Here is a 25,589-nt window from a genome sequence, read left to right as displayed (position 1 = left end):
CCTAGGTACATCCTGTCAATGTCTCATTGTCTCTCTAGGGCTAAAATTTCACTTGCTATTTGTGCTGCACGCAAAAAGTCACCGGATTTTTCCGCCTGAATCATCTCTTCACGCTTGGGTTCGATTTTGCGCTGCAGAGGATACTTCTGCACTTCACGAATGCAATCGTCCAGAACCTGGGTATTCCAGTCCGGAGGGGTATCCATCATGGAGATCGCCGTAGCAGTCTTCTCCAGACGGTCATCCTGAAGCGATGATAGAAACCGGCTGATGCCGGGTGGTTTGCCTTGCGCATAATAGGCATATAGATAAGCAGCAATTGCCGCATGATCATCAATATTGAACTCTTCCCCGAGGCGTTCGCCCACATAGGCCGCCGCCTCCGGATCTTGAATCATCAGTGATAAAAGGCGCCGTTCCGCAACATGGTAAGCAGGCAGCAGCGTAGGTGTCTGCACCTGCCCTTTTTTATGCCTACCATTATTCCACCTTTTGTCGTTATTATCCCCTTCGGGAATGTTTTTTTGCATGGACGCCCGAAGTAAATTGCAATCCTGCTTCAAGCTGTCATAGGACAGCTCCAGCTCGGAGGCGATTTCCCTCAGATATACCTCACGCTCCGTCGAAGAATGGAGTCCGGCAATAATCTCCAGAGCCTCCTTGACATAGGCAATTTTGCCGTCTTCCTCTAGGAGTATATGGTTTTTTTTCAGATATATAAGCTTAAATTTTATGGAGGATACGGCGGAGTCAATCACCTGCTCCCTGAATCTGTCCCCGCCATGCCGGTTGATGAATTCATCGGGGTCCAGGCCGCTCGGGAGCAGCGCAACCTTAACTCTCAGCCCGCTTTCTTCGAGCAGCGGAATGGCCTTGAGTGCGGCAGCTTGTCCCGCCTTATCTCCGTCATAGGAGAGAACTATCTCATCCCCCAGGCTTTTCATCAGCGCCACATGGCCCTCGGTGAGCGATGTACCCATGGTTGCCACCCCGTTATGCACACCTGCATCCCAAGCCGAAATGACATCACCGTATCCCTCGAACAGGACGATTTGCCGCGTTTTGCGGATGGATGCTTTGGCCTGGTGCAAATTGTACAGGATCCGGCTTTTGTTGAATAACCGGCTCTCTGGGGAATTCAGATATTTCGGCTGCCCTTCACCGAATATTCTTCCGGCAAAGGCGATGGTCTTGCCCATGCGGTTAGCAATCGGAAAAATGACCCGGCCGCGGAAACGGTCCAGATAACCCTTGCCTTCCCCCCGGGCAGACAGCAGTCCGCCCTTCTCCATTTCGGCGAGATCAAAGCTCCGTTTCTCCAGAAACTGCAGCAGTGTATCCCAACGGTCCGGCGCATAGCCAATTTGAAACTGGTCAATCATTTTATCGCTGAACCCCCGGGTTCTTAAATAATCCATGGCGGCTGTGCCGTATTCCGTGTTCTTCAGCAGATAATGATAATACTTCGCCGATAAATCATACGCCTGAATCAGCCGATCCCGCTCTGGATCGGGTGGAGCGAGCGCTCCACCTCTGCCCTCGGGCACGGGTATATCACTTTCTTCCGCCATTATTCTGACTGCTTCGGGAAAGGATAATCCTTCGATCTCCATCCTGAACTTGATGGCATTTCCACCCATACCGCAGCCAAAGCAATGAAATACTCCCCGGTCAGGGGTGACGGTGAAGGAAGGGGATTTCTCCGAATGGAACGGGCAGAGGCCCCATAAATATTTCCCCTGCTTGGACAAATGGACAACCTTACCGACTGTATCGACAATATCATGCCGCGCCAGCACGCTTTCGATAACCTCTTCCGGAATATTACCGTGTCCGCTAGCCACATTAGCCACCTTCATCTCTTAACAAATAAATATAATTCGCTATAGCTGTACATTCTCCTGCAAAAAAGTTAAAAGTTTTGTCAGTTTATGTTGAAAATAAATTTTTTCCTCTGCGGTAATCGCTTTTGGACCCTTGGAATAGTGGCCGCGCCTGCGCTCTACCGCCCGGGCATGCCTGCCCTCCAGCATAAAATCCATTTTGGAATCCTCATACTCCTGCCCCCGGTTCGAGAGCACCCTGCAGCGTTTGCCCAGCGCCAGCGCCGCAAGTCCATAATCCTGCGTAATTACGACATCTCCCGCAGAAATATGATTGGCGATATACAAATCGGCACTGTCAGCTCCGCGGTCCACCTGGACAACCGTGACACCTTCTTCAGCTTTGAGCACATGGTCGTAAGAAGAAACCATCAGCACCGGTATGCCAAAGCTGCGGGCCACGGTATTAATCTCCTGTTTGACCGGACAAGCATCCCCATCAACGACGATCTTTCTTTCCTGGGACCTTACCATGATTCTCACCAAATTCCCGTGTAATATATATACGCTCCGCTTGGCAGAAATCCTTCTTTGTAAAGCATAAATACGGAACGAGTGTCAACTTACACATTGGCACCGTTCCGTATATTTATACCCTAAACCCTCGATCTATACCATAAGTTACAAACAATAATTGAATTTCAACCCTTGATTACCACACCAGCTTGCCGAAATCGGCAAATAATCTGGAATCTACGTTAATCGCAGACAAGAGTGCCAGACGGTTAGCGCGAACCGCCTCGTCTTCAGCCATAACCATAACGGAATCGAAGAATCCGGTAACGGCATCCTTCAGCCCCGACAGAATCTGCAGTGCTTCTGCGGCATGCAAGGCAGCCAGAGCTTCGCGGTAAGGATCATGAATACTCTGCCAAGTCTGATACAGCTTCTGTTCGGCTTCTTCTTTGAGCAGAGAAGGGGCGATTACCGTTCCCTCGGCTGCTTTGGCCGCCAGATTGCTGACGCGGGTCAGGGAATCCACAGTGATTTTGAAATCAGCTACGTCTGTTACTGCATTCATAAGCGCAAGACTTCTGCCTACCACATCAACGATATCATCGAAACCGGCAGCAGTAGCTGCATCCACAACATCATAGCGGACATTGTTGTCGGATAATAGGCGTTTGACGCGCAGACCAAAGAACTCGTAAAGGTTTATACGCAGCTCAGGGGTGAAATGTTTCTCTGAACGTAAACTTTCATGAACTTCCAGCGCTGCAGCAAAAATTTCCTGCAAACTGAGGCTGAGCTGATGCTCCAGCACCATCTGTACAATTCCTGCCGCCTGCCGGCGCAGCGCATAAGGGTCCTGGGAACCGGTCGGGATGATCCCGATCGAGAAACAGCCTACAATTGTATCGATTTTATCGGCAAGGCTGACTACCAGACCTGCCTCCGTTGAAGGAACGGCATCCCCTGCAAAACGCGGCTGATAGTGCTCGAAGATCCCTTTAGATACATTATCAGCTTCACCGGCCTTGCGGGCATAATCTTCACCCATTGTACCTTGCAACTCAGGGAATTCACCCACCATTTGCGTTACCAGGTCGAATTTGCAGATATCCGCTGTCCGGCTGACTTCAGCGGCAGCACTTGCCGGCAGCGCAAGCTTCACTGCCAGGCGGTCGGCAATCGCGCGGATACGGCGTACTTTATCCCCTACGCTGCCCAGTTCTTCGTGATACACGATATTCTCGAGCTTGGCCAGCGCATCGTTAATCTGCAGCTTCTGATCCTCTTCATAAAAGAACTTGGCATCCTGAAGCCGGGCACGCAGCACCTTCTCGTTACCCTTGGCGATTACATCCAGCGATACGGCATTCCCGTTACGGACAGTTACGAAGAACGGAAGAAGCTTGCCGCCCTCCCCGAACACCGGGAAGTAACGCTGATGCTCGCGCATGGAAGTGATCAGTACATCCTGTGGAATATTCAGGAAAGCTGGGTCGAATGTTCCGAACAGGACGGTCGGTGTTTCTACCAGGAACAATACCTCTTCGAGCAGATCTTCCTTGATCGCAATCTTCCAGCTGTTCTCTTCTGCGAGCTTATTGATTCCGCTCAGAATCAGCTCTTCGCGTTCCTTCACATCTACCAGCACATGCTGGCTGCGCAGAGCTTCCACGTACCCGGCAGGCTCAGCAATCATAGCTTCCTCGCCCAGGAAACGGTGGCCGCGGCTCACGTTGCCGGCTTTGACTCCGGTAATCGTAAGGTCAATAATCTCCTGGCCGAAGAGCGCGACCATCCAGCGGATCGGACGGACAAATTTGAAATCATAAGCACCCCAGCGCATATTTTTCGGGAAAGTCATTGCACTGACAATACCTGTTAGCCCTTCAGAGAGCAGGGAGGCCGTTTCGATTCCGGTACTGCTCTTGGTTACATAGATATATTCTACGCCGGCCAGTTCCTTGAACGTAAATTGCTCCGGTGCTACGCCTTGGCTGCGGGCAAAACCAAGTGCCGCCTTGCTCCACTCACCGCTTGCGTCCACTGCGATTTTGCGGGACGGGCCTTTGACTTCTTCACTCACATCTTCCTGCCGCTCAGCAGCATCCTTCACCAGTACAGCAAGACGGCGCGGTGTTGCATATGCGGTAACGCCATTGTGGCTAATCCGCGAGGCTTCGAGCCACTTGGCTGTTCTATCCTTCAACTGTTCCATGGCGGCGCGGATGAAGCGGGCCGGTATTTCCTCGAGACCGATCTCGAACAAAATGTCTTTAGACAAGGTCAGCACCTTCTTTCTTCAGCAGCGGGAAGCCGAGCTTCTCGCGTTCCTCCAGATATGTTGCCGCTACGGTGCGGGCAAGATTGCGCACTCTTGTGATGAAACCCGTACGTTCGGTTACACTGATCGCTCCGCGCGCATCCAGAAGGTTGAAGGTATGCGAGCATTTCAGCACATAGTCATAGGCGGGGAAAACCAAATGGTTGTCCATCGCTCTGCGCGCTTCCTCTTCGTAGGTGTTGAACAGGGTGAACAGCATTTTGACATCCGAAACTTCAAAAGTATACGTGGAATGCTCCACCTCCGGCTGATGGAACACATCACCGTAAGTCATTCCGTCTACCCATTCCAGGTCGAATACATTTTCCTTATCCTGAATGTAGGAGGCAAGACGCTCCATACCGTAAGTAATCTCAACCGCTACCGGGCTGGCTTCAATTCCGCCTACCTGCTGGAAGTAGGTAAATTGCGTGATTTCCATTCCGTCCAGCCACACTTCCCAGCCGAGGCCCGCACAGCCCAGAGAAGGATTCTCCCAGTTGTCTTCGACAAACCGCACGTCATGCAGCAGGGGATCTACGCCCAGTGCCTTCAAGCTATCCAGATACAGCTCCTGAATATTGTCCGGGGACGGCTTGATGATGACCTGGAACTGGTGATGCTGGTACAAGCGGTTCGGGTTCTCCCCGTAACGGCCGTCTGACGGACGGCGTGAAGGCTCGACATAAGCGACCTTCCAGGGCTCCGGACCGAGTGACCGCAAAAAGGTCATGGGATTCATCGTGCCCGCCCCTTTTTCCGTATCGTACGGTTGGACGAGAATACAGTTCTGGGCTGCCCAGAACTGCTGCAGGGTCAGAATCATCTGCTGAAAGTTCATACTACCGACTCCTTCGCTTTACAAGTGTGTACTGCCTCTTTACTTATGACTGGCTCTTGCTGCTGCGCGATGGAGGCGGCATCAGCTTTATGTATCCCTGTAGCAGATTATGGAGAGTATATCCTTCATAAGTCCGCCGCAAGTCAAAAAAGCTCCCGCCCCCATGCCTGATTAACAGACATAGGGACGAGAGCCTATAATTCTTCTCCCGCGGTTCCACCCTACTTGATTACGCTACGCGAAATCCACTTTTCATACTGCCGCTTCCGTACTCCCGGGCGCCATGTTCATGAACGTTGTCCTGCCAGGCTTCCACTACCCCCGGCTCGCTGAAGCGACAACTCGATTCATTACTTTCCCGATCACTGCACTCTCTCCATGTCTGGAGCAATCACGGCATTCCTATAAATTGATGTAAAAAGAAACTGAACTTATAGTAACGGATAATTCGCATTTCGTCAAATATTGTATTTATCAAGCTGATCGAGGAAACTCTGCGATTTCAGCCGGAGCCCCAACTGCATATCCATAAATGCCCGCATAATGGCCTTGAGCTCTGCGCGTGTCTCTGGCTTCACATCCACATTGCCAAGTCTGGTCAGATCAAGTAGCGCGAATAGACGCAGCAGCTTCAGTGCACGCGGAGAAATCTCCATCGCGGGAGGATCATTATGCCGGCAGCTGCGGCAGATTACACCGCCAAGACGCGGACTGATTCTAAGCTCCTCATCCGGCTTGTCCATATCGCAGACTACACAGGTATCAAGCTGCGGGCCATAGCCTGCCGCCTGCAGCACTTTCATTTCAAAAACATTTATGATGATGCCGGGCTCTTTGTCTTCTTCAAGTGCATTCAGGCAGGCATTTAGTTGACGGAACCAAAAGCTTCCCGTTTCTTCATCATGCAGTACCCGGTCAAGCAGCTCGCAGGCATAGGATGCATACGCCGCTTTGACAAGATCCTCACGCAGCGGATGATGGGACTTCGTAATCTCCCCGGCATTCAGTGTTCCCAGTCCGCCGTTGTTGCGGAAAAACACAAACTCTCCTGTTGTGAACAACTGGATCAGGGCAGCATGGCGGCTTTTCACCTTCTTGGCGCCCCGTACCAGAACCCCTACTTTACCGGCGTTCTCGGTGCAAAGCGTAACAATTGCGTTCCCTTCGCCGTAGTCCATGCTGCGGATGACGATCCCTTCCACCCTGTATAGCATGCCTCTTCTCCCAACCACTCGGCAAGCAACCAGTCCTTATTGTGCTTCTTCATCAGTGACCATCTCTTCCTCCGCCGGCAGCGGTCCGCTGCTCTCCGGCGAATCCCCAGCTTCTCTGTACAGCAAATAAGCATCGACATCTCCAGTCATTGCAAAATACTTCCACGAAAAGTTCCGCATTCGTATTCATCCTTTCTTCGGAAACACGATGTCTCTTCAGAAGTAGGATGTACGAAGCTCAGGGATCTATCCTTGCAATTCCTGCCAAGTACAAGAGGCTTTGCTGTCCAGTTCAAGGACAGTACCGTTTCAGCGAGAAATATAAGGTTAACGTATAGTAAAACATATACTTTCTTATATTTCAATGCAGCAGCGGAGGGAAGGTTTATTGGTCTTTATGGAAGCCCAAATCCCGCAGTACGCGGTCCTGATTGCGCCAGTCTTTTTTCACTTTTACCCATAGTTCCAGGAAAATCTTCGAACCCAGCAGGTTCTCAATATCCGTCCGCGCACGCCGTCCGACTTCCTTCAGCAGGGCACCCTGCTTGCCGATAATGATCCCCTTCTGGGAATCGCGCTCCACAAAAATAACCGCTGAAATATGCACTACGCCATTCGGTTCAACGCTCATGTCCTCAATCGCCACCGCAATGGAATGCGGCACCTCTTCGCGGGTCAGATGCAGAATCTTCTCGCGGATCAGCTCCGCACAGACGAACTGCTCCGGGTGATCGGTAATCTGGTCGTCCGGATAATACTGCGGGCCTTCCGGCAGATACTTCTGCACCTGCTCCAGCAGCGTATTGACATTGCTGCCCATTTTGGCAGAAATCGGCACGATCTCGGCGAACTCATGCAGCTTGTTGTATTCGGTAATCATCGGAAGCAGCGCTTCCGGCTCGATCTTGTCAATCTTGTTCATCACGAGAATGACCGGTGTCTTGATGGAGTTCAGCTGTTCCGCGATATAACGGTCACCGCCGCCCATGCCCTCAGAAGCATCCACCAGGAACAACACAGCCTCCACTTCATGCAGGGTGCTCATCGCCGTCTGGTTCATGTAATCGCCCAGCTTCGACTGTCTTTTATGGATGCCCGGTGTGTCCAGGAATACGATCTGTGAATTATTAGCGGTATATACCCCGTGAATTTTGTTTCTGGTGGTCTGCGGCTTGTCCGACATAATGGCGATCTTTTGGCCAATCACCTGGTTCATCAGTGTCGATTTGCCTACGTTCGGTCTGCCGATAATGGCGACAAACCCTGATTTGAATTTCATATAATCCTCCTATTTATCTTACAACTTGGTCAAGCTGGAAACCTTGATACTAGGTCAAAAGCGCTTCGATCCCCCTAATTCCCCCTTCGCCAAGGGGGACCCCAAGGGCCCCGGCCCTCTGGACACCCGGAACTGGCGTGGGCACAGTGTTGGCACGGAGAAAGCGGGGTTGGAGCATGAGCGCTTACGTTCCCTGCGGGAACACGCTTGACTGCGGCGCTGGAAAGACTGGTTACTTGGACACCTAAACCTCGAAAACAAACTTAATTGTATTTTGTGCACTTATTCTGTTTAGACTCAGAACCATTACAGGTTTAATTGTACAAAATACAATTAAACTATGAATACAGGCATAATTAACCCCAACTAAATACTTCACCTGTCTTGCTGCCTACTCCGGAGCCTGGCCCTGCTCCAGGTCCGCGGGACCGAAAGCGCCGGGCAGCAGGTCACGCACGGTAGTCTCCACGATGTCGCCCTTCAGGTTGCCGAGAATGACCGGCATATCAGGGCCGCACAGCTCAACCATTACCTGGCGGCAGACGCCGCAAGGCGATACAGGCCCGTCCGTATCCGCGACTACAGCGATAGCCCGGAAGGTACCCGGCTTATGCCCGTCGGCAATCGCGCGGAACATAGCAGTCCGTTCCCCGCAATTGGTCGGGCCGTAGGCAGCATTCTCAATATTACAGCCGTGGTGAACATTCCCGTCCTGGTCCAGCAGTGCAGCGCCGACCCCGAAACGGGAATAAGGTATATATGCATTGGCTCTTGCCTTGATCGCTTCCTGAAGAAGTAGGGCTGAATCCATAGTTGTCCTCCTAAAAAGTTTTGTGAGCATATACTGCTTCGATTATTCTCCGTACAAAACTTGCTTCGTAAGCATAACCTTAGTTTTGTGAGTATACACTGCTTCGATTGTCCTCCGTACAAAACTTGCTTCGTAAGCATAACCTTAGTTTTGTGAGCATACACCGCTTCGGTTATTCTTCGTATAAAACCCGCTTTATAAGCATGCACCGCATCCATTATTCTTCGTACACTACCGGCGCTTAAGCATGGCCTGGTATTGTGGTTCTAAGTAAAGATGACGGAGCGCACAAAGCGGATCCGCCTCTCCCTAAGCTGAAGTTGTAAACTGATTATGACATAAGACTTGTGATCCAGTCCATCACGGGATGATAAAAAACATAGATTCCCGTAATAACAGCAAACACCGCCGTAAGCAGTACAGCTCCTGCGGCGGTATCTTTGGCCTTCTTGGCCAAGGGATGAATCTCCGGCGACACCAGATCAATCGTCGCTTCAATCGCCGTATTCAGCAGCTCGGCGGTCAGCACCAGCGTAATCGCCAGAAGCAGCAGCATCCAGCTTGACACAGGGAGCCTGAATGCAGCGGCGGCGGCCAGCACTATAACAGCAAGGCCGCTGTGCACCTTCATATTCAGCTCCGACCGGAAAGCCGCAGCAATGCCATGAGCCGCAAAGCGAAAGGAATGCCAGAATTTTTTGTGGCCGACCGCCGTGTTCTTGACCATTAGCGTGTCAACCCGACCTGAGCCAGAACATTCTCCTGCTTAGACATCATCTCGGCCTCAGATTCCGGATCCTGATGGTCATATCCCAGCAAATGCAGGAATCCGTGAACGAACAGGAAGCCCAGCTCGCGCTCCAGCGAATGACCGTACTCCAGCGCCTGCTCTTGCGCACGCGTTACGGAGATTATAATATCTCCGAGCACGTTAGGTACTTCCTCCAGTTCCTCCCCCTCACCATCGGGCACAGCATATATAATTTCCGGCTCATCTTCTCCGGTCTCATTCATCGCGAAGGACAGCACGTCCGTTGGACGGTCGATTCCCCGGTACTCCAGATTCAGCTCATGGATGCGTTCGTTATTAACGAAGGTAAGATCCACTTCCCCCTCATCGATCCCTTCAGCTTCACCCGCTTTCTGCAGAATAATCTCCAGCAGGGCGATCAGATCGCTGTTAATCTCATGCTCTTCCTGTTCATTGCTCCAAACGACGCTCAGGCTCATTTTTGATGGCCCCTTCCTCTTTTTTGGGCTTGCGCACATCCTCGGGATACTCAATCCGGGAATGGAAAATACCCATTACAGTCTCTTTAAGTGTCCGTGCAATAATGTCCAGCTCTTTGATGGTCAGGTCGCATTCATCGAACTGATGGTCATCCAGCCGGCTTTTGATAATCTTCTCGATCATCGTTTCTACCTGCACAACGGTAGGCTTGCGGAGGGAGCGGACCGCGGCCTCCACACTGTCGGCGATACCGACCACTGCAGATTCCTTCGACTGTGCCTTCGGCCCCGGATAACGGAAATCCTCCTCCGTGAAGTCAGGCTCTACACCCTTCTCCTCCGCAATCTTCAGTGCTTTATGATAAAAATAATGCAGGAATGTCGTACCGTGATGCTGCTCCGCGATATCCCGGATCGGCTTCGGCAGCTTGTACTCCTTCTGCATCTCCACCCCGTCTCGGGCGTGGGCCACAATGATGGATTTGCTCAGCTTCGGCTCAATCGAATCATGAGGGTTCTCCATATTGTTCTGGTTCTCAATGAAATAGAACGGCCGTTTTGTCTTGCCGATATCATGATAATACGAACCCACCCGGCACAGCAGGCCGTCCGCCCCGATCGCTTCAGCCGCAGCCTCAGACAGATTCCCGACCATAACACTGTGATGGTATGTTCCCGGTGTCTCCGTAAGCAGCTTGCGCAGCAGCGGATGGTTCGGGTTAGATAACTCGACGAGCTTCAGCGCAGACAGGATGCCGAAGGTAGCCTCGAAGAAAGGCATCAGCCCAATGACCAATACAGCGGTCAGCAGACCGCTTGCAAACGAGAAGCCAAGAGCGTACAACGTCTGGGTCTCATTCCAGACTCCCCCTCCCAGCATGGTCAGTATAGCTACCGTGAGAGTGCCAAACAGGGAAACCATAATTCCGCCTTTGAGGAGCGTAGAGCGCTGACCAGCACGGTGGGTGGCGAATATAGCAACATAACATACGATCAGTGCAAAGAACCCGAAGGTGAAATCAAATAGGGTATTCTGCTGCACATTCAGAATAATACTGGCAAGAACACTGAATAAAATAGAACAGAAATAGGCCAAAGTCATATCCAGGAGCATGGTGATCAGCATCGCACCTATAGCTACCGGGGCCAGATAACCGATATATGAACGGACATCCGTCTGCAGAAACGCCGCCAACTTCATTGTAAGTATGGTAATTATAAACACCAGCACCAGCATGAGCAGCTGGGAGTTATTATACTTGAAACCGGATGTCCCGCCGTTATAGCGGATGAATGTCATCAGACCAAAAGACAGCAGCACTGAGAGCAGCAGCAGTCCGAATTGCGGCCAGTAGTTGACTTCTTTGCTCAACAGACCGTTCTCGTCCAGCAGGGCATACAGCTCCGGGGTAATCTCCTGATTCTTGGCAACCAGCACGTCCCCCTGCTCAATGAACACATCCGGTGTATTCTGGCGGGCCTGCACCTTCGCTTCTTTGGTCGCATCCTCGTCATAGAATTTGTTGGCGGTAATGACCAGCCGCACCAGCTCCTGCACCACCTCACGGGCGGTCCGCTGGCTCAGCGAACTGACGCTGACCTGCTCAGCCACCTTGGCGCGGGCGGTCTGGGCATCGGTTATCTGATCATTCATCAGCTTGGTGACAATATCCCGGGCAACCGGCTTCATTTCAATGATATCCTGAGAGGTCAGCCGCGGAATCTTAATATACGTCTCTTCCGGAATCACATACGTCTGATCCTTGATGACCGACTGCATTTCAGTCAGCAAATGCTCTGAATACGTTCCCGCTTTACTGCTGGCAGCAACAAAATTAAGTATAAAATCATTGGCACGCCGTGGAATCTCCTCGCGGTATATCTCCGTCTTATCGCTTTGGGATATCGTATCATCCTGATTCAGCCGGTCGATCCGGTCGAGCAGCAGGGTTACGAGATTCTCAGCCCGCATAGGAATAATTGCATACCGGTTGGCTACGTTCTCAGCCGCTTCTTCCTGGGCTTTCAGCTTGGCATTGGTGTCCATGATTTGCTTGGGTGCTGTGATTTCCTTGGCACTGCGTGTTCCCTCTTTGATATCATACTTTTTGGGCAGCAGATCAGAAGACAGGCTGAAGTAGAAAACAAGCCCCAATAACAGGAAAAGAGCATAGCGCGAAACCGCGCTATACTTCCATCCGCTGGAGCTATATACAAATCCGCTTAATTTCGATGGTTGCTTTGAGGCCATGAAGACAATCCCCTTTTTTATTGGAGGTTTTCGGCAGAGCGGTCATAGGCAACGATAATTTTCTGCACCAGGGAATGCCGGACTACGTCCTGTTCTGCAAAATAGACAAAGCCGAGCTCCTCAATACCGGATAATATCGTTTTGGCTTCAATCAGCCCTGACTTCTTGCCGCGCGGCAGATCGATCTGGGTAACATCGCCCGTAATGACCATCTTGGAGCCGAAGCCCAGCCGGGTGAGGAACATTTTCATTTGTTCTGGTGTCGTATTCTGGGCTTCGTCGAGGATAATAAAAGCATCCTCCAGCGTACGCCCGCGCATATAGGCAAGCGGCGCGATCTCGATCAGTCCGCGCTCCAGCGCCTTGGCTACCTGATCAGGCCCCATAACGTCGTACAGGGCGTCATAGAGCGGCCGCAGATAAGGATCTACCTTCTCCTGCAAATCTCCGGGAAGGAAGCCCAGGTTCTCGCCTGCCTCCACTGCCGGACGTGTCAGCACAATTCGTTTGACAGAGCCTTCCTTGAGCGCCGTGACAGCAAGCACAACAGCGAGATAAGTCTTACCCGTTCCTGCCGGCCCGATGCCAAAGACGATATCACGCTTTTTGATCGTTGTCACATAATGTTTCTGGCCAATGGTTTTGACGCGGATCGGTTTACCGCGGAAAGTTGTTGTAATCTCACCTTTGAACAGATCAAGCAGCTGATCGGCACGGAAATCCTTCGCCAGCTCTACAGCATACTGCACATCGCGTTCACTTAGTATGTAACCGCCCCGTACCAGGGACAGCAGCACATTGAACAACTGGCCCAGCATGTCCACTTCACGCTCTGCTCCGCGTATAGTAACCTCAGCTTCACGCGAGTCGATCACCGCCGGAATTTCTTTCTCGATAATTTTCAGGAATCCGTCCTGCGGGCCGAACAGGGATTGAGCTTCTCCCGCATTTTGCAAAGATATACGAATGCTTGCAGTCTGTTCTGACAAGTAGCCTCATTCTCCTCAATTGTTTACTATCGGAAGTTCTTCCGCGATTCTCTCTTCCACTTCAAACAGCACTTTCATATAAACTTTACCATTCTCTTTCTTCTCATGCAAAATTTTTTGACTTTTGATGACGCTGTCAGTGCCGTAACGTGCGAATATATCACCCTTGGCCCGCTTCAGTCCTTCCTCCCGCGCGGCCTCCGGAGTCAGCATTTCAGTGGTATATTTAATTTCCATTTCCTTCTCGGTCATCAGGCCCAGCGGCAGCTTAAAGGACCGCCAGGACAGCATATCGGGCTCCGTAAGCGTGCGTGACTTCTCAAAGCCGGAATCCCCGTACCCCCATAGCTGCACCGCCCATTTGCCGAGAACGAGATACGTGCGGTCTTTGCGTTCTCCTGTATAGGAACTGCCCGTTCTTTTGAGGGGCACCTCAAGATTATATTCATGCCATACCAGGCCTTTAACATCGCCTTTTGCTACTACAAACTCTATATTCTCCTCGTCCCCCAGTGCTCCGGAGATGAGGATGTCCCCTTTTTTGACGCGGGAGTTTCGGCTCACCACAGGTCTGCCCTGCTCCGCATAGATTTCGGTGACAACCGCATCCGTCCTGCTGATCAGATGGCGCTTGCTGAGTAGCGGCTTAGTCTCCGGGCGGTCGGCTTCGACAACCTGGATCGTAATGCTCGTCCCCGTCCGGTGAAACCCTGCCCACGTCAGCCCCGGAACAAGGGTGGTCAGCTCCCTGGAGAGCTTGTCCGACTCTTCCATCCGCCAAATCCACTGAAAAGGGTACACCCCCTCCTTGCGTGCGGCTTCGAGAATGTCCTCGGTGGGAATGCGGGTATTCCCTTCAACCTTGATGCTCCACACCATAGAGGACAGCAGCAGCAGCCCGACACCAAAGACCAGCAGTCCTGCGGCAAAAAACTTCCGCTTCCATAAGCGGGCCGCCCGGAAAGGAATTCCGTTACGGGCCGTAACATGCATGCGGCAGCCTGTCTTCTTAAGGAGCGGACGGAGTCTGAAAAAATCATCCAGTAGCAGGTTCAGCGAAGCGCCGTCCCCGGCAGGCCTCACATCCCAGATGACGATGCCTGCTCCGGTTACAGCGTTGATAAAGATCTCCACCTGCGGTCCCGTCACATGCAGTGTAACGAACCCCCGCAGCGATGACAGAGGCGGCTCTTTCATGGATTCTCCCCACTTTCCTTATACCTGATTTCACCGATAATACCTTCAACGGCAAGCTCCTGGCCCAGAATATTGCGGATGACCAGCCCTTCACCGGAAATCTCTAAATATCCTTTGGCCAACGCCAGCCTGAGCTGCTCCGATGAGAAATGCAGCACGCCGCGGTGGTTCTCAATATACAGTTCCTTATTGCCGATCAGGGTGATCCGGGGCATCTCCTGCAATACATCCTGCGGAAGATCCAGTACCCCGTTTGTCCATCCCCGCAGCCTGCGGCCAATACGGGTCATATATAGACGCTCCCCCTTCCTGCCTTCTGTACACCTTATGCGGAAGGGCGTTTTTTTATGAGAAGAACTCACATCATTTGTGCCGGGACACACCTGCGGCTCCAACCGCCCGGCAGCGGTAGATGCAGCAGATTCTGCAGGATAAGTCCACGGAACCACACGGCAAAAAGCCCGAATTTGCCCCTAAGAGGAGCAAAGCCGGGCTTTCAGGCTGAGCATAGATATAACCGCAGTGCAGAGTAGCCGCTCATCTTCCGGATGTTCAGCCTTCCTTGCGGACAGAGACATGCGGCTGCCGGGAACGGGGCGGTCCCAGAATCTCCGCCCATATCAAGCCGCTACGCAGCGCTTCACGGTCCTGCGCCAGCGGATGCTGTCCTATACCCGTCTGAGACGGGCTGGCACCCTTTGCGTCACTCATTGCGCCTGTGGACGGCACTGCAGCCGCCACGCCGTCAAAAGCCGTCTGCAGCCGCTCCAGCTCCCGCTGCATGCGTTCTGTCCGCGCCTGCACACCGTCCATACTGCCGGTCTGCTCCAGAGACACCCCTTCGCCTGTCTCATAGTCAGGCGAAGGCAGCTCTGCCGGCTCCGGCCAAGCCGGCGAAGCGTCGTACTCCCGCTCTTCCGACGCGGAGTCAGGCCGACCCGAAGCCCCCCGGCGCCCGCCGGGCTCCGGAAATCCGCTGCCCGGGCGTTCAGGGCGTCCGCTATCCGCTGCCTCGGCGGGAACACGGGGGCGGCGCAGCGGATTGCCTTCGCCCCCGCCGCCAAAGGTAGGCATGCCGCCGCGCGTGGAGGACTTGCCTTTATTTTTGTTCCAGTTGGTGAATATCGCAATTACCGCAATGACCACAATGTAGATTATGCTGCTCATGGGGAATCACATCCCTTTATTTGTGGGGCGGACGGCTGTTGTCGTCCCCGTCGTTTAATTTACCGAGGGAGCCGCGCATCTGCGTATCGGCCTCAATATTTTTGAGGTTCATGTAGTCCATTACACCAAGCTTCCCGGAGCGCAGCGCCTCCGCCATAGCCAGCGGAACCTGGGATTCGGATTCAACCACCAGCGCCTTCATCTCCACCACCCGGGCCTTCATTTCCTGCTCATGGGCGACAGCCATGGCTCTGCGTTCCTCCGCTTTGGCCTGGGCGATGCGTTTATCCGCCTCTGCCTGCTCGGTTTGGAGGTACGCGCCAATATTCTTCCCAACATCAATATCCGCAATATCTATAGACAGAATCTCAAAAGCCGTACCGGAGTCCAGACCTTTGGACAATACCGTCCGCGAGATAGAGTCGGGATTCTCCAGCACATCCTTATGTGAATCACTGGAGCCCACTGTAGTTACGATCCCCTCGCCGACTCGGGCAATAATCGTTTCTTCACCGGCACCGCCGACGAGACGGTCGATATTGGCCCGGACGGTTACCCGCGCTTTGACCTTGACCTCAATCCCGTTCTTAGCCACAGCCGCAACAATCGGAGTTTCGATCACCCTTGGGTTAACGCTCATCTGAACCGCCAGCAGCACATCGCGTCCCGCCAGATCGATGGCTGCAGCACGGGTGAATTCCAGCGGAATATCCGCTCTCTGTGCCGCTATCAGCGCATTAACTACCCGGTCTACGTTCCCTCCGGCAAGGTAGTGGCTCTCCAACTGGTTGATATTCAGCCCCAGCCCTGCCTTGGTAGCCTTAATCAGCGGATTGACAATCCGGCTTGGCGTTACCCGGCGCAGCCGCATCGCTACCAGTGTAATAATGCTGATTCGAACGCCCGATGCCCAGGCCGATACCCACAGCATGACCGGGAAGAAGCTGAAGAAGACGCTTAGTACAATGATCACGACAACCGCGATCAGCAAAAAAGTAATCATAGATGCTTCCATCATACGCTTTACAACCTCCGTTATTTTTGGGATTAACCTTATTCCATACAGTATTACACGTTGCTGCCAGCTCATAACAGAGGTACAGCTATTTCACGGATTCCTTCACGACCACCCGGCCGCCTTCGACCTTTACCACCGAAATAGCGGTTTGCGCGTCGATGAATCCGCCCTCTGTCACCACATCAATCCGCTCGCCGCCAATGGCGGCAGTTCCGGCCGGGCGCAGCGGAGTTACGCTGATTCCGGAAGCTCCGATCAAACTCAGCTTCTCTGCCACAGGCACAAACCCCTGCTCCTTGGTGAGGCTATCCTGGAGAATGAACCTGTTCCAGATCCCCCGCTCCTTGAAGGCCACCGCCACAATCACAATCACCACTGCCGCTGCTGAAAAAGCAATCCCCAGACTGAACATCGCATGTGTAAAGCTGTAAGCAGCTCTTACAACACCAGCCACAAGGCTGACGGAGCCCAACAGCCCCAGAATACCAAAGCTGGGCACAAACAGCTCGAGCACCAGCATTACGAGTCCCAGAATGAACAGCAGCAACGTCTCCGCCCCAGCAAAGCCAGCCACATAGTTCCCGAAGAAATAGAGAGCGAACGCCAGCGTCCCAATAATTCCGGGCACCCCAAAGCCGGGTACCAGCAGTTCAATGAACACCCCGGCGATGCCGACGAAGAGCAGAATCGTCATAATAACCGGATTCGTCAGAAAATGCGACATTTTCTCCGCACCGGTATGCTCTACGCGAAAAATGTCATCTGTGGAATAACCCAGCCAAGTAATGGCCTCATTGGCTGTACCCGCAATACGGTCGGCATAACCTGCCTGGAGCGCTTCCTCACTGCTCAGAGCGATGATCTCCCCCTGCTCCTTGGACACGCCAAGCTCGGGCTTGTTCACCACCAGGTTGATGTCCATCATCCCTGCAGCCACTTCCGGATCACGCCCGTTCAGCGATGCGGCTCCTACCATCTTGGATTTCCAGTAGGATACCATTTTTGCGTCATCTACGCTCTTGCCATTCCTGTCTACCAGTGAAGCGGCACCGATCATACTGCCCGGCTTCATGATAATGGCGCCAGCATTAAGCGCTATGTAACTGCCGGCGGAAGCGGCGTCGCCTTTGATATAGGCCGCGGTAGGAATTTTGCTGTCCCTGACCATATTGCCGATTTGTTCAGCAGAATCCACCCGGCCGCCCGGTGTGTCAATCTCCAGCACAATCAGAACCGCGCCGTAATTGGCAGCCTCCTGAAACCCGCGTTCCAGAAAGCTCTGCAACCCGCGCTCAATCTCCTGATCCACCGGAATGATGAACACAGGCCCGCCCACAACCGTACCCGCAGCCGCAGCCGGCGCGCGGACCGCTTCATTATCTGCATGGACCCTGCCCGCTAACGGCAGAACCAGCAGAATCATCATCGCGGCAATGCAGGACAAGACCCCTATGCGTAACTTTTTCAAGCTTGCTGCCTCCCTTCTGCACGAATTAAAACCACCTGCATCCTTATCATATAATAAAACGCAGCATATAATCCTTAGTACGCCAGTTTCTGCACAGGCGTTTCAACAGCCTGTTGTACAACTATATTCTGCCGGCAAACCGTACAGGTAATTTAGGATGATAAATAGCGATGGCAAAAAGCGAAGAATTAAATGTATTTTGCTTTGATGAGGGAAGATAGGAGGGGTGATAGATATTGAGAGGCTGATATTTTCGAAGCTATTACTACGTGGAGTCGGCAACTCTCCACATAACGAAAAACACCCCTAATTAAAGGGGTGCTAGCGTTATATTATTGCAGAAATTGCTGAACCGCCTGGTTCACGAGTTTACCATCGGCGCGACCTTTGACCTTAGGCATCAGTGCGCTCATCACCTTACCCATTTCACTTTTCGAAGAAGCACCGGTTTCCTGGATGGTCTGCTGTACAATTACTTTAATTTCTTCTTCGGAAAGCTGTTCGGGAAGATATTGAATGATAATCTCGATTTCTGCCTTAGTACTCGCGGCAAGCTCTTCGCGACCCGCTGCTTCAAATTCTTGGAGGGCATCTTTGCGCTGTTTGATTTCACGACTAAGGATATCAAGCACTTCGTTGTCGTCTAATGTTCTCTTCAAATCTATTTCAAGATACTTTATTGTAGAACGAACCATTCGAATGGTGGAGAGTCTGAACTTGTCCTTACTCTTCATCGCTTGCTTCATATCTTCGTTTAATCGTTCGCTAAGATTCATGCGTGGGTAATCCTCCTAAAACTTTCTCTTACGAGCAGCCTCAGACTTCTTCTTGCGCTTTACGCTTGGCTTCTCATAATGCTTGCGTTTCTTCACCTCAGCCAAGACACCATCTTTAGCAATGGAACGTTTAAAGCGACGAAGTGCAGCATCAATTGTCTCGTTTTTGCGAACTTTCGTTTCAGACACCAGTTTTCCCTCCCTCCGACCAGACCGTCCAAGAGCATAACAACACGGTTCATCAAATTTCATTATAGGTCAAACCTAAATAAGGTGTCAACCTTCGTGCTATTATTTTTTAGCAGGTCTGTTATATTGAATTCCTGATTATGCGTGGGAAGCAGAATTCCCGACGAGGGCACCGAGTTTGGCTCCGCCCAGCAGATGATAATGCAGATGAGGCACCGCTTGTCCGCTGTCCGGTCCGCAGTTGTTAATCAGCCGGTATCCGGAATCAGCGATTCCCAGTTCTACCGCAATTTGCTGTGCTACAGCATGGATTTCGCCGATCAGCGGCAGATCTTCGGGCGTGACATCATTCATCGAAGCAATGAACTTCTTCGGGATGATCAGCACATGCACAGGGGCTGCAGGCTCAATATCGTAAAACGCCAGAATCCGTTCATTCTCGAATACTTTGCTCGCCGGGATAGAACCTTCGATAATTTTGCTGAACACAGTTTCCATACAACGCTTCCTCCCCAAAATTTGTAATGCAGAAGCTTGCATCCGGCACTTTCCGCGGTAAAACCTGTAGCACCGACAGTTCTTATGTTGTAAAAACAGGCGTATTCACGGCCATTTCCCTCCATAAAAATCCACCGCTCACAGGGGCATACCCTGTAATCATTAGCTCAGCTTTTGGCCGGCGGGGCACATTAGCCTGAATCTGTTGGTTATTCCGGCCTGATCCGCTTCGCGACAAATATTGTTTATGACTCTAATCATACAGGAAATTGAACGATAACGAAAGGCGGAGTCCAAGCATACAGGCTGCTCCAGGGAGAAGAAAATGAAATAAGGACAAGGAGGACAAGTCTGTATTATAACAGGCAGCATAATTCTGGTGCGGTGGAGTGAGGGTGTAACGCATAGGAATTTTCATTCAAAAAAAGACAAAAAAAAAGAAACACCCTTCACAGCTCATATGAGCTGCTTCGGCGGCGGACGTATGAGAAGGAACAAATTCCCTGTCATACGTCCGCCGAGGTGTTTCAAATGATGTCGGCTTAGCTGTATTATAACAGGGGGTTGAAAGTGTATCTGTGATCGTTGTCACATTCAACCCCGACTTTCACATTTTTTCCAAAAGAATGGTTGAACCCCCGCCGCCCTGCTCTGCCGGTACTACAATCAGCTTGCGCGGCAGACGGGCACGAAGCTCCGGAACATGGCTGATGATGCCTACGGACAGCTGGTCATTGTGCAATCTTTCCAGTGAGGTTATCACGGTATCGAGCAGATCCGGGTCCAAGGTACCGAAGCCCTCATCCAGGAAAAAGAATTGCAGCGGGTATTGTCCGCGCAGCTGAATCTGGGCTGACAGAGCTAACGCCAGCGCAAGAGAGGTCAGGAAAGTCTCTCCTCCGGAAAGCGTGGATACCGGCCGTTTCATCCCCCCATTCCCATCATCACGGATGACAAAACCTCCGCCGGAGTCCACTTCCAGCGCATAACGCTGCTTGCTCAGGAAACGCAGGCGCTGTGAGGCAGCCTGACATACCTGCATCAGCTGTTCTTCCGCTATATATTCCACAAAGGCGTTGCCGCGCAGCACCGTCTGCAGCTTGGACAAGCGATCCTGCATAGCAGCATGTCCTGCCCGCTGGCCTTCAAGCTCCATCCAGCGGATGTGCCGCTGCTGCAGATCCTCCAGATCACGCTCCGCACGTGCGCGGGCCTGAAGTGAACTCTCATCCTCTTCCCTGCACTTCTGCAGTGACTCCTGGCTCTCCTGCCACGCCTCACCGCTAAGCACAGCACCACCCAGCTTCTCCTCTATGCTCCTCAGCTGCAATGCACACTCCGCTTCCTCCTCGCGGTGAGCCCGCACCCGTTCAGCCGCCTGAGCCCGCTCAGAGGTCTCCAGCGACGCAGCTTCAACCTCAGCGGCTGAAGTAAACGCCGAAGTCTGCAGCGCCTCCTTCCACTGGGAATCGGCTGCCGTATAATGCTCATGGGCAGACTCTGCAGCCTGACGGGCAACCGCCGCTTCCCGGGTCTGCTGCTGGGCGTTGTCCGCCGCCTGGCGGTGCTCCTGCCGGCTGCGTTCAAGCGCAGTCTGAAGCTCCAGCAGCCTGCGCTCGCAGTCCGCCAGCAGCGCCGCCGGCGGACGTCCGCCGGTCCATTCCCGGAGCAGCTGCTCTTTGTCACGTGCGAGCGCTTCTTTGCCTTCAAGCTGGGCGTCCCACTGCGCGAGTTCCTTGTCGAGTCCGGCCAGTTGCTCCTGCAGCGTCTGTACAGCTAAACTCTTCTCGTCCAGGAACTTGACGCTGATCTCCAGCCGGCTTCGGATCTCCTCGGCCCGCTCATCCTTGGCGAGCAGCTCCTGATAGGCTTTCTCCGCCTCCTCAGACGCAAGCTCCGGAAAGAGCCCGTTCCATTCTTTCCTAAGCTTATTCGCCGAGGCAGCAAGTTCCTCCGCCTTGGCGGCCAGTCCCTGCACCCAGGTCTGCTCGGCTTCGGCACCGGCCGCTTCCTTGTGATACAGCTGCTCCAGCTCCTGCATGGAGCGCTGCCAGTCTGCGGCCGCACGCCGCAATTCTCCGGAGCGCGCCTTCAGCGAGGACAGCCGGGCATTCAGTCCGGATAATGCTGCCTCATCCGGAATGTCTGCGGCTGCAAGAGACTGATGGGCTCCAGGTGACTCGAGCGGTGCAAGAGAGTCACACACGGCTGAGGACTCGAGAGATGCAAGAGAGTCGCGGGCAGCTGTGGACTCGAGCGGTGCAAGAGAGTCGCGGGCAGCAGTGGCAGCAGACTGGTTCATCGCCTCTTCAGACGCTGCTCCGCCCAACTGGGCAAGCCATGATCCGTCCTGCTCCAGCAGGCTGCGGAACAGATGGCGCGTCTCCAGCGCCTGTCGGGCCAGAACGCGGACATGGCGGAGCCGTTGGTCCAGCTCCTCATGTTCCCCCTGCTCCTGCTTAAGCGCAGGGGAGGGATGGTGCTGGCTGCCGCACACCGGGCAAGGCACACCCTCCTGGAGTTCACGGGCGAGCGCCAGCGAGAGCCTGTGAACCTCCTGCTCCTTCAGCGCAGCTTCAAGCGCGCTGGTGTGCTGCTCCAGGCGGCCGGCAGCGGCTCCCGCTGCACCTTCGGCCGCCCGCAGCTCTTCCTGGTGCAGGGCAGCGGCGGCCAGCAGCTCCCCGCGCCCTGCCCCAAGCGCCTGCCGCTGCGAAGAAGCAGCGGCCAGCCGAGCCTGCGCCGCAGCGAGCACCGCTGCGCGCTCGCGGTGCTCGCGAGCTGCCGACTCCCGCTGGAGCTCGGCAGAACGCAGTCCCTGAAGTCTCTGCATGGCTTCCTGCAGAGACTGCCGCTCCTGGGAGCGGACCGCGAGCGGCTGCAGGCTCTGCTGCAGCTCGTGCTGTTTCTTTTGGCCACGGGCCAAAAGCTCACGCTCCCGGGCCAGGCTCTCCCGCCCGGCGGCAAGGCCCCGGGCGGCTTCGTCCCCCCGCGCCTGCAGCGCCGCGCGCTCCCGGCGCAGCCCGCCGAGCTCGGCTTCCAGCTCGAGCGCGCGGCGGAACAGGCCCTCCTCCTGACGGAGGGCCGGCTCCCCGGCGGTAAGCGCGGCCTGTGCCGCTGCTTCCGCCTCCGCCTTTACCGCCGCCTCCTGTCCGGCGGCGGATGCCAGAGCCTCCAGGCCCTCCGCGCGGGCATGACGGCTCTTCCAGGCCTCTTCCGCGCTTCGCCAGGCCTTCAGCGCGGGCAGTCTTTTCTCGGCATCGTCAGCCTTGCCGAGCTTCTGCTCCAGGAGGAGAATCTGCTCCTCCTGGGCCTGTAGAGCCTGCCGCTGCTGGCCCCGGCGGGCTTGCTCCTCCTGCAGCTCACGGATGCGGGCGAAGCGCTCTGCGCGCGCCGCCGCTTCCGTGAGCCGCTTGCGGCATTCCTCCGCATGCCGGACTGCCTCCTGCACCCGGACAGCTGCCGCTTCCACGTCTGCCTGGCCCGCGCTGCCCAGTCCCTGCTGCTCGGCCTCCAGCGCGCGCAGTGCCGCCTCGTTCTCTTTGACGCGGCGGCTGAGCTTAAGGGCCAGCCCGTCCCCGTATTGCTCCAGATGGAACAGCCGCTGAAGCATCTGCCTGCGATCTACACCGCGCAGGGACAGGAACTCGGCGAATTTGCCCTGCGGCAGCACCACCGCCCGGGTGAAGTCATCCATCTTCAGCCCGATATGCTCCTCCACACAGCGGGTAACATCCGCAAGCTTATCGGCCATCACAACATAGCCATCATCCTTAACCTCGATGAACCGGCTGATGGTATTACTGACCGATTGCTCTCCGGTCCGCTTAAATTTGCGTTCCACCCGGTAACGCCGCACTCCGGAAGAAGAGGTCAGCTCGAAGGTGAAGGCTACACTGAGCTGGTCCTCAGAATGGTTCATAATGCCTTGAGTCCCGTTTACTGCGCGCTCCACTTTCCCGTACATTGCCAGCGTGATCGCATCCAGCAGACTGGATTTGCCGCTGCCGGTCGGACCAAAGATCCCGAACAGCCCGGTCTCGGTAAGACTGGTAAAATCTATTTCCTGCTGCTCTCTATAGCTTTGCAGTCCAGATAGTTTCAGTAGTATCGGCTTCACTTCAGCATCTCCTCCCCTTCCGCAGATTCCTGCTGTTCTTCTTCAGCGAGCTCCAGGAACAGCTCAATCAGGCTGTCGTCCGGTTCCGCACCGCCCGTCTGGCGCTGGTAGAACTTGCGGAACAATTCCTGCACAGGCATGCGTGAACGTGCCATCTCTTCCAGCTCCTGCTCCATCTGCGGATAAACCGGACGGATATGTACGATGCCTTCCCGTGACTTGCGCAGCCGCTGGATATCGTTCATCGACATCGCTTCCGTCAGACGTAGCTCCAGATCGATGAAGGCCCCCGCATCCCTGCCTTCATCCAGCCAGCTGTAGACCTCCTGCAATCCGCCGGTTGACTTCCAATTAACCAGCGGACGGCCGCAGCTCAGATAGATTTCTTCGAAGACCGGCTCCCCGCCGGGCGCAACATCTATCAGGGCAACAGACTTTGCCTGCCCTGCCTCAGAGAAGCTGTAGGCGAGCGGCGATCCGCTGTAGCGGATCATTCCGTCGCCCTTGACCCGCTGGGCCCGGTGAAGATGCCCGAGTGCCGTATACTGTGCACCGCAGGAGAGCGCCGAAGGATCTACGGTATAGGCACCGCCTACCTGGATCGGGCGTTCAGAGTCGCTCTCCACCCCGCCCAGCACATAAATATGGCTCATCGCCAGATTGACGGTCTGCGGCGTAAACTCCCGGCCGAGCAGATTCATCAGCCTGCCGACTCGTGCGCTGTAAGCCAGCCGCAGTTCAGCCTCTCCTCCGTCACCGGCGAGCAGCTCGCCAAGCCGGGCTTCGGAGGGGTAAGGGAGCGCAGCGATTTTGGCAATCTCACCAGTCCTTGCAGCATGCACCGTCACCGGCTCTGAGGTCGGCATCCCTACAAGTGTAATCCCCTGGCTGCGGACAAGCGGAGACACGGAAGCTACACGCTCCGGCTGATCATGATTGCCCGAAATGACAACCAGCGGCCTGCCGCCTGCCGTCAGTCTGGCCGCAGCCTCGTAGAACAGCTGCTCCGCCGCAGCTGGAGGATTGACCGAATCATAGACATCTCCCGCCATCAGAATCAGATCCGCCCCGGAGGAATCTGCAATCTCCACCAGTTCATCCACGAACTGCTCCTGCTCCTTCTGCCGACTTCTGCCCTCCAGCGTCCGCCCCAGATGCCAGTCCCCCGTGTGCAATATGCGCATTTCCGCCCTCTTTTCCCCGCCTATCCGCGGCAATCATAGATTTAGATATAGATGTTTGGATTGCCTGCTGCTGTAGCCAGAGCAATTTCGGATAATCTGCCGTTTGTGTTGACCATCCGCGTATTTTGTTGAAATCCTGCACGAAATACAACATTTTCCTCATAATATCGATCCTAATCCGGAATTGTTGTATTAAAGACAATTCTGCTTCTCCAAGCGGATCAGCAGGACAATTCTTGTATTACGTACAACAATCTTTCGAATAGTTGTGAATATAAGAATTCAAGTTGTATAACGTACAACATTTGCTTGTGTGTAGCGTAAATATAAAGATCTCATTGCTGCCACCTGCAAATCAAGTATAAGAATTGAAAGATTCGGGGTGACAGATCATCGGTGGCCGGTTACTTGTTTGTTTACAGACTAAGCGTTGGTTATATAGATACTCTTTGTCAGTCTATCAGGTCAGTCTATATCGTGACTCCAGAGAACCCTTGGCTCTCCGGCCGTTACCCGTCTGCAGATTTCTTGAATTAAACCGCTTTTCACGGTGGAAATCCGCAGACAAGCCATACGCTGACACTTCTATGTTCTCAAAATTGTCCCTGCCACGTTTGCCTCTATCTATATATTTTCAGGTTCAAACTATATAGGTTCTTAATCTCTTAATCTCTTAATTTCTTAGTCTCTTAGTCTAATTTCAT

The 25,589-nt window shown here is 53.8% G+C and carries 22 protein-coding genes; all 22 read right to left on the bottom strand.

Annotated features, from left to right (window positions below; genetic code table 11):
• Positions 1-23 precede the first annotated feature (23 nt).
• The 22 genes from dnaG to MKX70_RS13720 all read right to left on the bottom strand — a co-directional run bounded on the left by dnaG (position 24) and on the right by MKX70_RS13720 (position 24,885).
• Positions 24-1,859 carry a DNA primase gene (gene dnaG / locus MKX70_RS13825; protein WP_231637709.1) on the bottom strand — a complete coding sequence of 612 codons (1,836 nt, stop codon included), beginning with the start codon at positions 1,857-1,859 and terminating at the stop codon, positions 24-26.
• Positions 1,860-1,883: 24 nt separating this feature from the next.
• Entirely contained in the window at positions 1,884-2,357 is a 474-nt protein-coding gene (locus MKX70_RS13820; RefSeq protein WP_039304144.1) for a YaiI/YqxD family protein, read from the bottom strand.
• Between the two features lie 178 nt (positions 2,358-2,535).
• Positions 2,536-4,617 carry a glycine--tRNA ligase subunit beta gene (gene glyS, locus MKX70_RS13815; RefSeq protein WP_042238561.1) on the bottom strand — a complete coding sequence of 694 codons (2,082 nt, stop codon included), beginning with the start codon at positions 4,615-4,617 and terminating at the stop codon, positions 2,536-2,538.
• The gene (gene glyQ / locus MKX70_RS13810) at positions 4,610-5,497 is read right to left on the bottom strand and encodes a glycine--tRNA ligase subunit alpha (protein ID WP_042238562.1); all 888 of its coding nucleotides are present in this window, start codon (positions 5,495-5,497) and stop codon (positions 4,610-4,612) included. Before glyQ ends, glyS begins: the two co-directional genes overlap by 8 nt.
• A gap of 458 nt (positions 5,498-5,955) precedes the next feature.
• Positions 5,956-6,711, bottom strand: a complete 756-nt coding sequence (gene recO / locus MKX70_RS13805) for a DNA repair protein RecO (RefSeq protein WP_042238563.1) — start codon at positions 6,709-6,711, stop codon at positions 5,956-5,958.
• A 36-nt stretch (positions 6,712-6,747) separates the two neighbouring features.
• Positions 6,748-6,891: a YqzL family protein gene (locus tag MKX70_RS13800; protein ID WP_076244089.1), complete on the bottom strand. Its 144-nt coding sequence runs from the start codon at positions 6,889-6,891 to the stop codon at positions 6,748-6,750.
• Between the two features lie 205 nt (positions 6,892-7,096).
• Positions 7,097-7,990, bottom strand: coding sequence for a GTPase Era (gene era, locus MKX70_RS13795; RefSeq protein ID WP_039304132.1), 894 nt, complete (start codon positions 7,988-7,990; stop codon positions 7,097-7,099).
• 391 nt (positions 7,991-8,381) lie between these two features.
• On the bottom strand, positions 8,382-8,801 hold the full coding sequence (locus tag MKX70_RS13790) for a cytidine deaminase (RefSeq protein ID WP_039304130.1): 420 nt from the start codon (positions 8,799-8,801) through the stop codon (positions 8,382-8,384).
• A 331-nt stretch (positions 8,802-9,132) separates the two neighbouring features.
• On the bottom strand, positions 9,133-9,528 hold the full coding sequence (locus MKX70_RS13785) for a diacylglycerol kinase family protein (protein ID WP_042238564.1): 396 nt from the start codon (positions 9,526-9,528) through the stop codon (positions 9,133-9,135).
• Positions 9,528-10,031: an rRNA maturation RNase YbeY gene (gene ybeY, locus MKX70_RS13780; RefSeq protein ID WP_042238565.1), complete on the bottom strand. Its 504-nt coding sequence runs from the start codon at positions 10,029-10,031 to the stop codon at positions 9,528-9,530. The genes MKX70_RS13785 and ybeY overlap by 1 nt, the downstream gene beginning before the upstream one ends.
• The gene (locus MKX70_RS13775; protein WP_340840196.1) at positions 10,003-12,282 is read right to left on the bottom strand and encodes an HD family phosphohydrolase; all 2,280 of its coding nucleotides are present in this window, start codon (positions 12,280-12,282) and stop codon (positions 10,003-10,005) included. The genes ybeY and MKX70_RS13775 overlap by 29 nt, the downstream gene beginning before the upstream one ends.
• Positions 12,283-12,299: 17 nt before the next feature.
• Entirely contained in the window at positions 12,300-13,271 is a 972-nt protein-coding gene (locus MKX70_RS13770) for a PhoH family protein (protein WP_042216800.1), read from the bottom strand.
• Positions 13,272-13,286: 15 nt separating this feature from the next.
• The gene (gene yqfD, locus MKX70_RS13765) at positions 13,287-14,468 is read right to left on the bottom strand and encodes a sporulation protein YqfD (protein ID WP_340840195.1); all 1,182 of its coding nucleotides are present in this window, start codon (positions 14,466-14,468) and stop codon (positions 13,287-13,289) included.
• Positions 14,465-14,758: a sporulation protein YqfC gene (gene yqfC, locus MKX70_RS13760; RefSeq protein WP_039304110.1), complete on the bottom strand. Its 294-nt coding sequence runs from the start codon at positions 14,756-14,758 to the stop codon at positions 14,465-14,467. Before yqfC ends, yqfD begins: the two co-directional genes overlap by 4 nt.
• Positions 14,759-15,020: 262 nt before the next feature.
• On the bottom strand, positions 15,021-15,635 hold the full coding sequence (locus MKX70_RS13755) for a hypothetical protein (protein WP_340840193.1): 615 nt from the start codon (positions 15,633-15,635) through the stop codon (positions 15,021-15,023).
• A gap of 16 nt (positions 15,636-15,651) precedes the next feature.
• Positions 15,652-16,653, bottom strand: a complete 1,002-nt coding sequence (gene floA / locus MKX70_RS13750; protein ID WP_042238570.1) for a flotillin-like protein FloA — start codon at positions 16,651-16,653, stop codon at positions 15,652-15,654.
• Between the two features lie 85 nt (positions 16,654-16,738).
• Positions 16,739-18,079: an NfeD family protein gene (locus MKX70_RS13745; protein ID WP_063840119.1), complete on the bottom strand. Its 1,341-nt coding sequence runs from the start codon at positions 18,077-18,079 to the stop codon at positions 16,739-16,741.
• Between the two features lie 374 nt (positions 18,080-18,453).
• On the bottom strand, positions 18,454-18,897 hold the full coding sequence (locus tag MKX70_RS13740) for a GatB/YqeY domain-containing protein (RefSeq protein ID WP_039310385.1): 444 nt from the start codon (positions 18,895-18,897) through the stop codon (positions 18,454-18,456).
• Positions 18,898-18,912: 15 nt separating this feature from the next.
• A complete protein-coding gene (rpsU, locus tag MKX70_RS13735; RefSeq protein ID WP_005547957.1) occupies positions 18,913-19,086 on the bottom strand; it encodes a 30S ribosomal protein S21 in 174 nt (57 codons plus the stop codon).
• A gap of 138 nt (positions 19,087-19,224) precedes the next feature.
• Positions 19,225-19,584: a histidine triad nucleotide-binding protein gene (locus MKX70_RS13730; protein WP_042139435.1), complete on the bottom strand. Its 360-nt coding sequence runs from the start codon at positions 19,582-19,584 to the stop codon at positions 19,225-19,227.
• A gap of 607 nt (positions 19,585-20,191) precedes the next feature.
• On the bottom strand, positions 20,192-23,701 hold the full coding sequence (locus MKX70_RS13725) for an AAA family ATPase (RefSeq protein ID WP_042238572.1): 3,510 nt from the start codon (positions 23,699-23,701) through the stop codon (positions 20,192-20,194).
• The gene (locus tag MKX70_RS13720) at positions 23,698-24,885 is read right to left on the bottom strand and encodes an exonuclease SbcCD subunit D (RefSeq protein ID WP_042238573.1); all 1,188 of its coding nucleotides are present in this window, start codon (positions 24,883-24,885) and stop codon (positions 23,698-23,700) included. The genes MKX70_RS13725 and MKX70_RS13720 overlap by 4 nt, the downstream gene beginning before the upstream one ends.
• Between the last annotated feature and the right edge of the window lie 704 nt (positions 24,886-25,589).

Origin of the sequence: Paenibacillus sp. FSL R7-0312, from assembly GCF_038004445.1 — a bacterium.
In the GTDB taxonomy this organism is placed as follows: Bacteria; Bacillota; Bacilli; order Paenibacillales; family Paenibacillaceae; genus Paenibacillus_AQ.
This window is presented reverse-complemented; position numbering and strand designations above follow the sequence as displayed.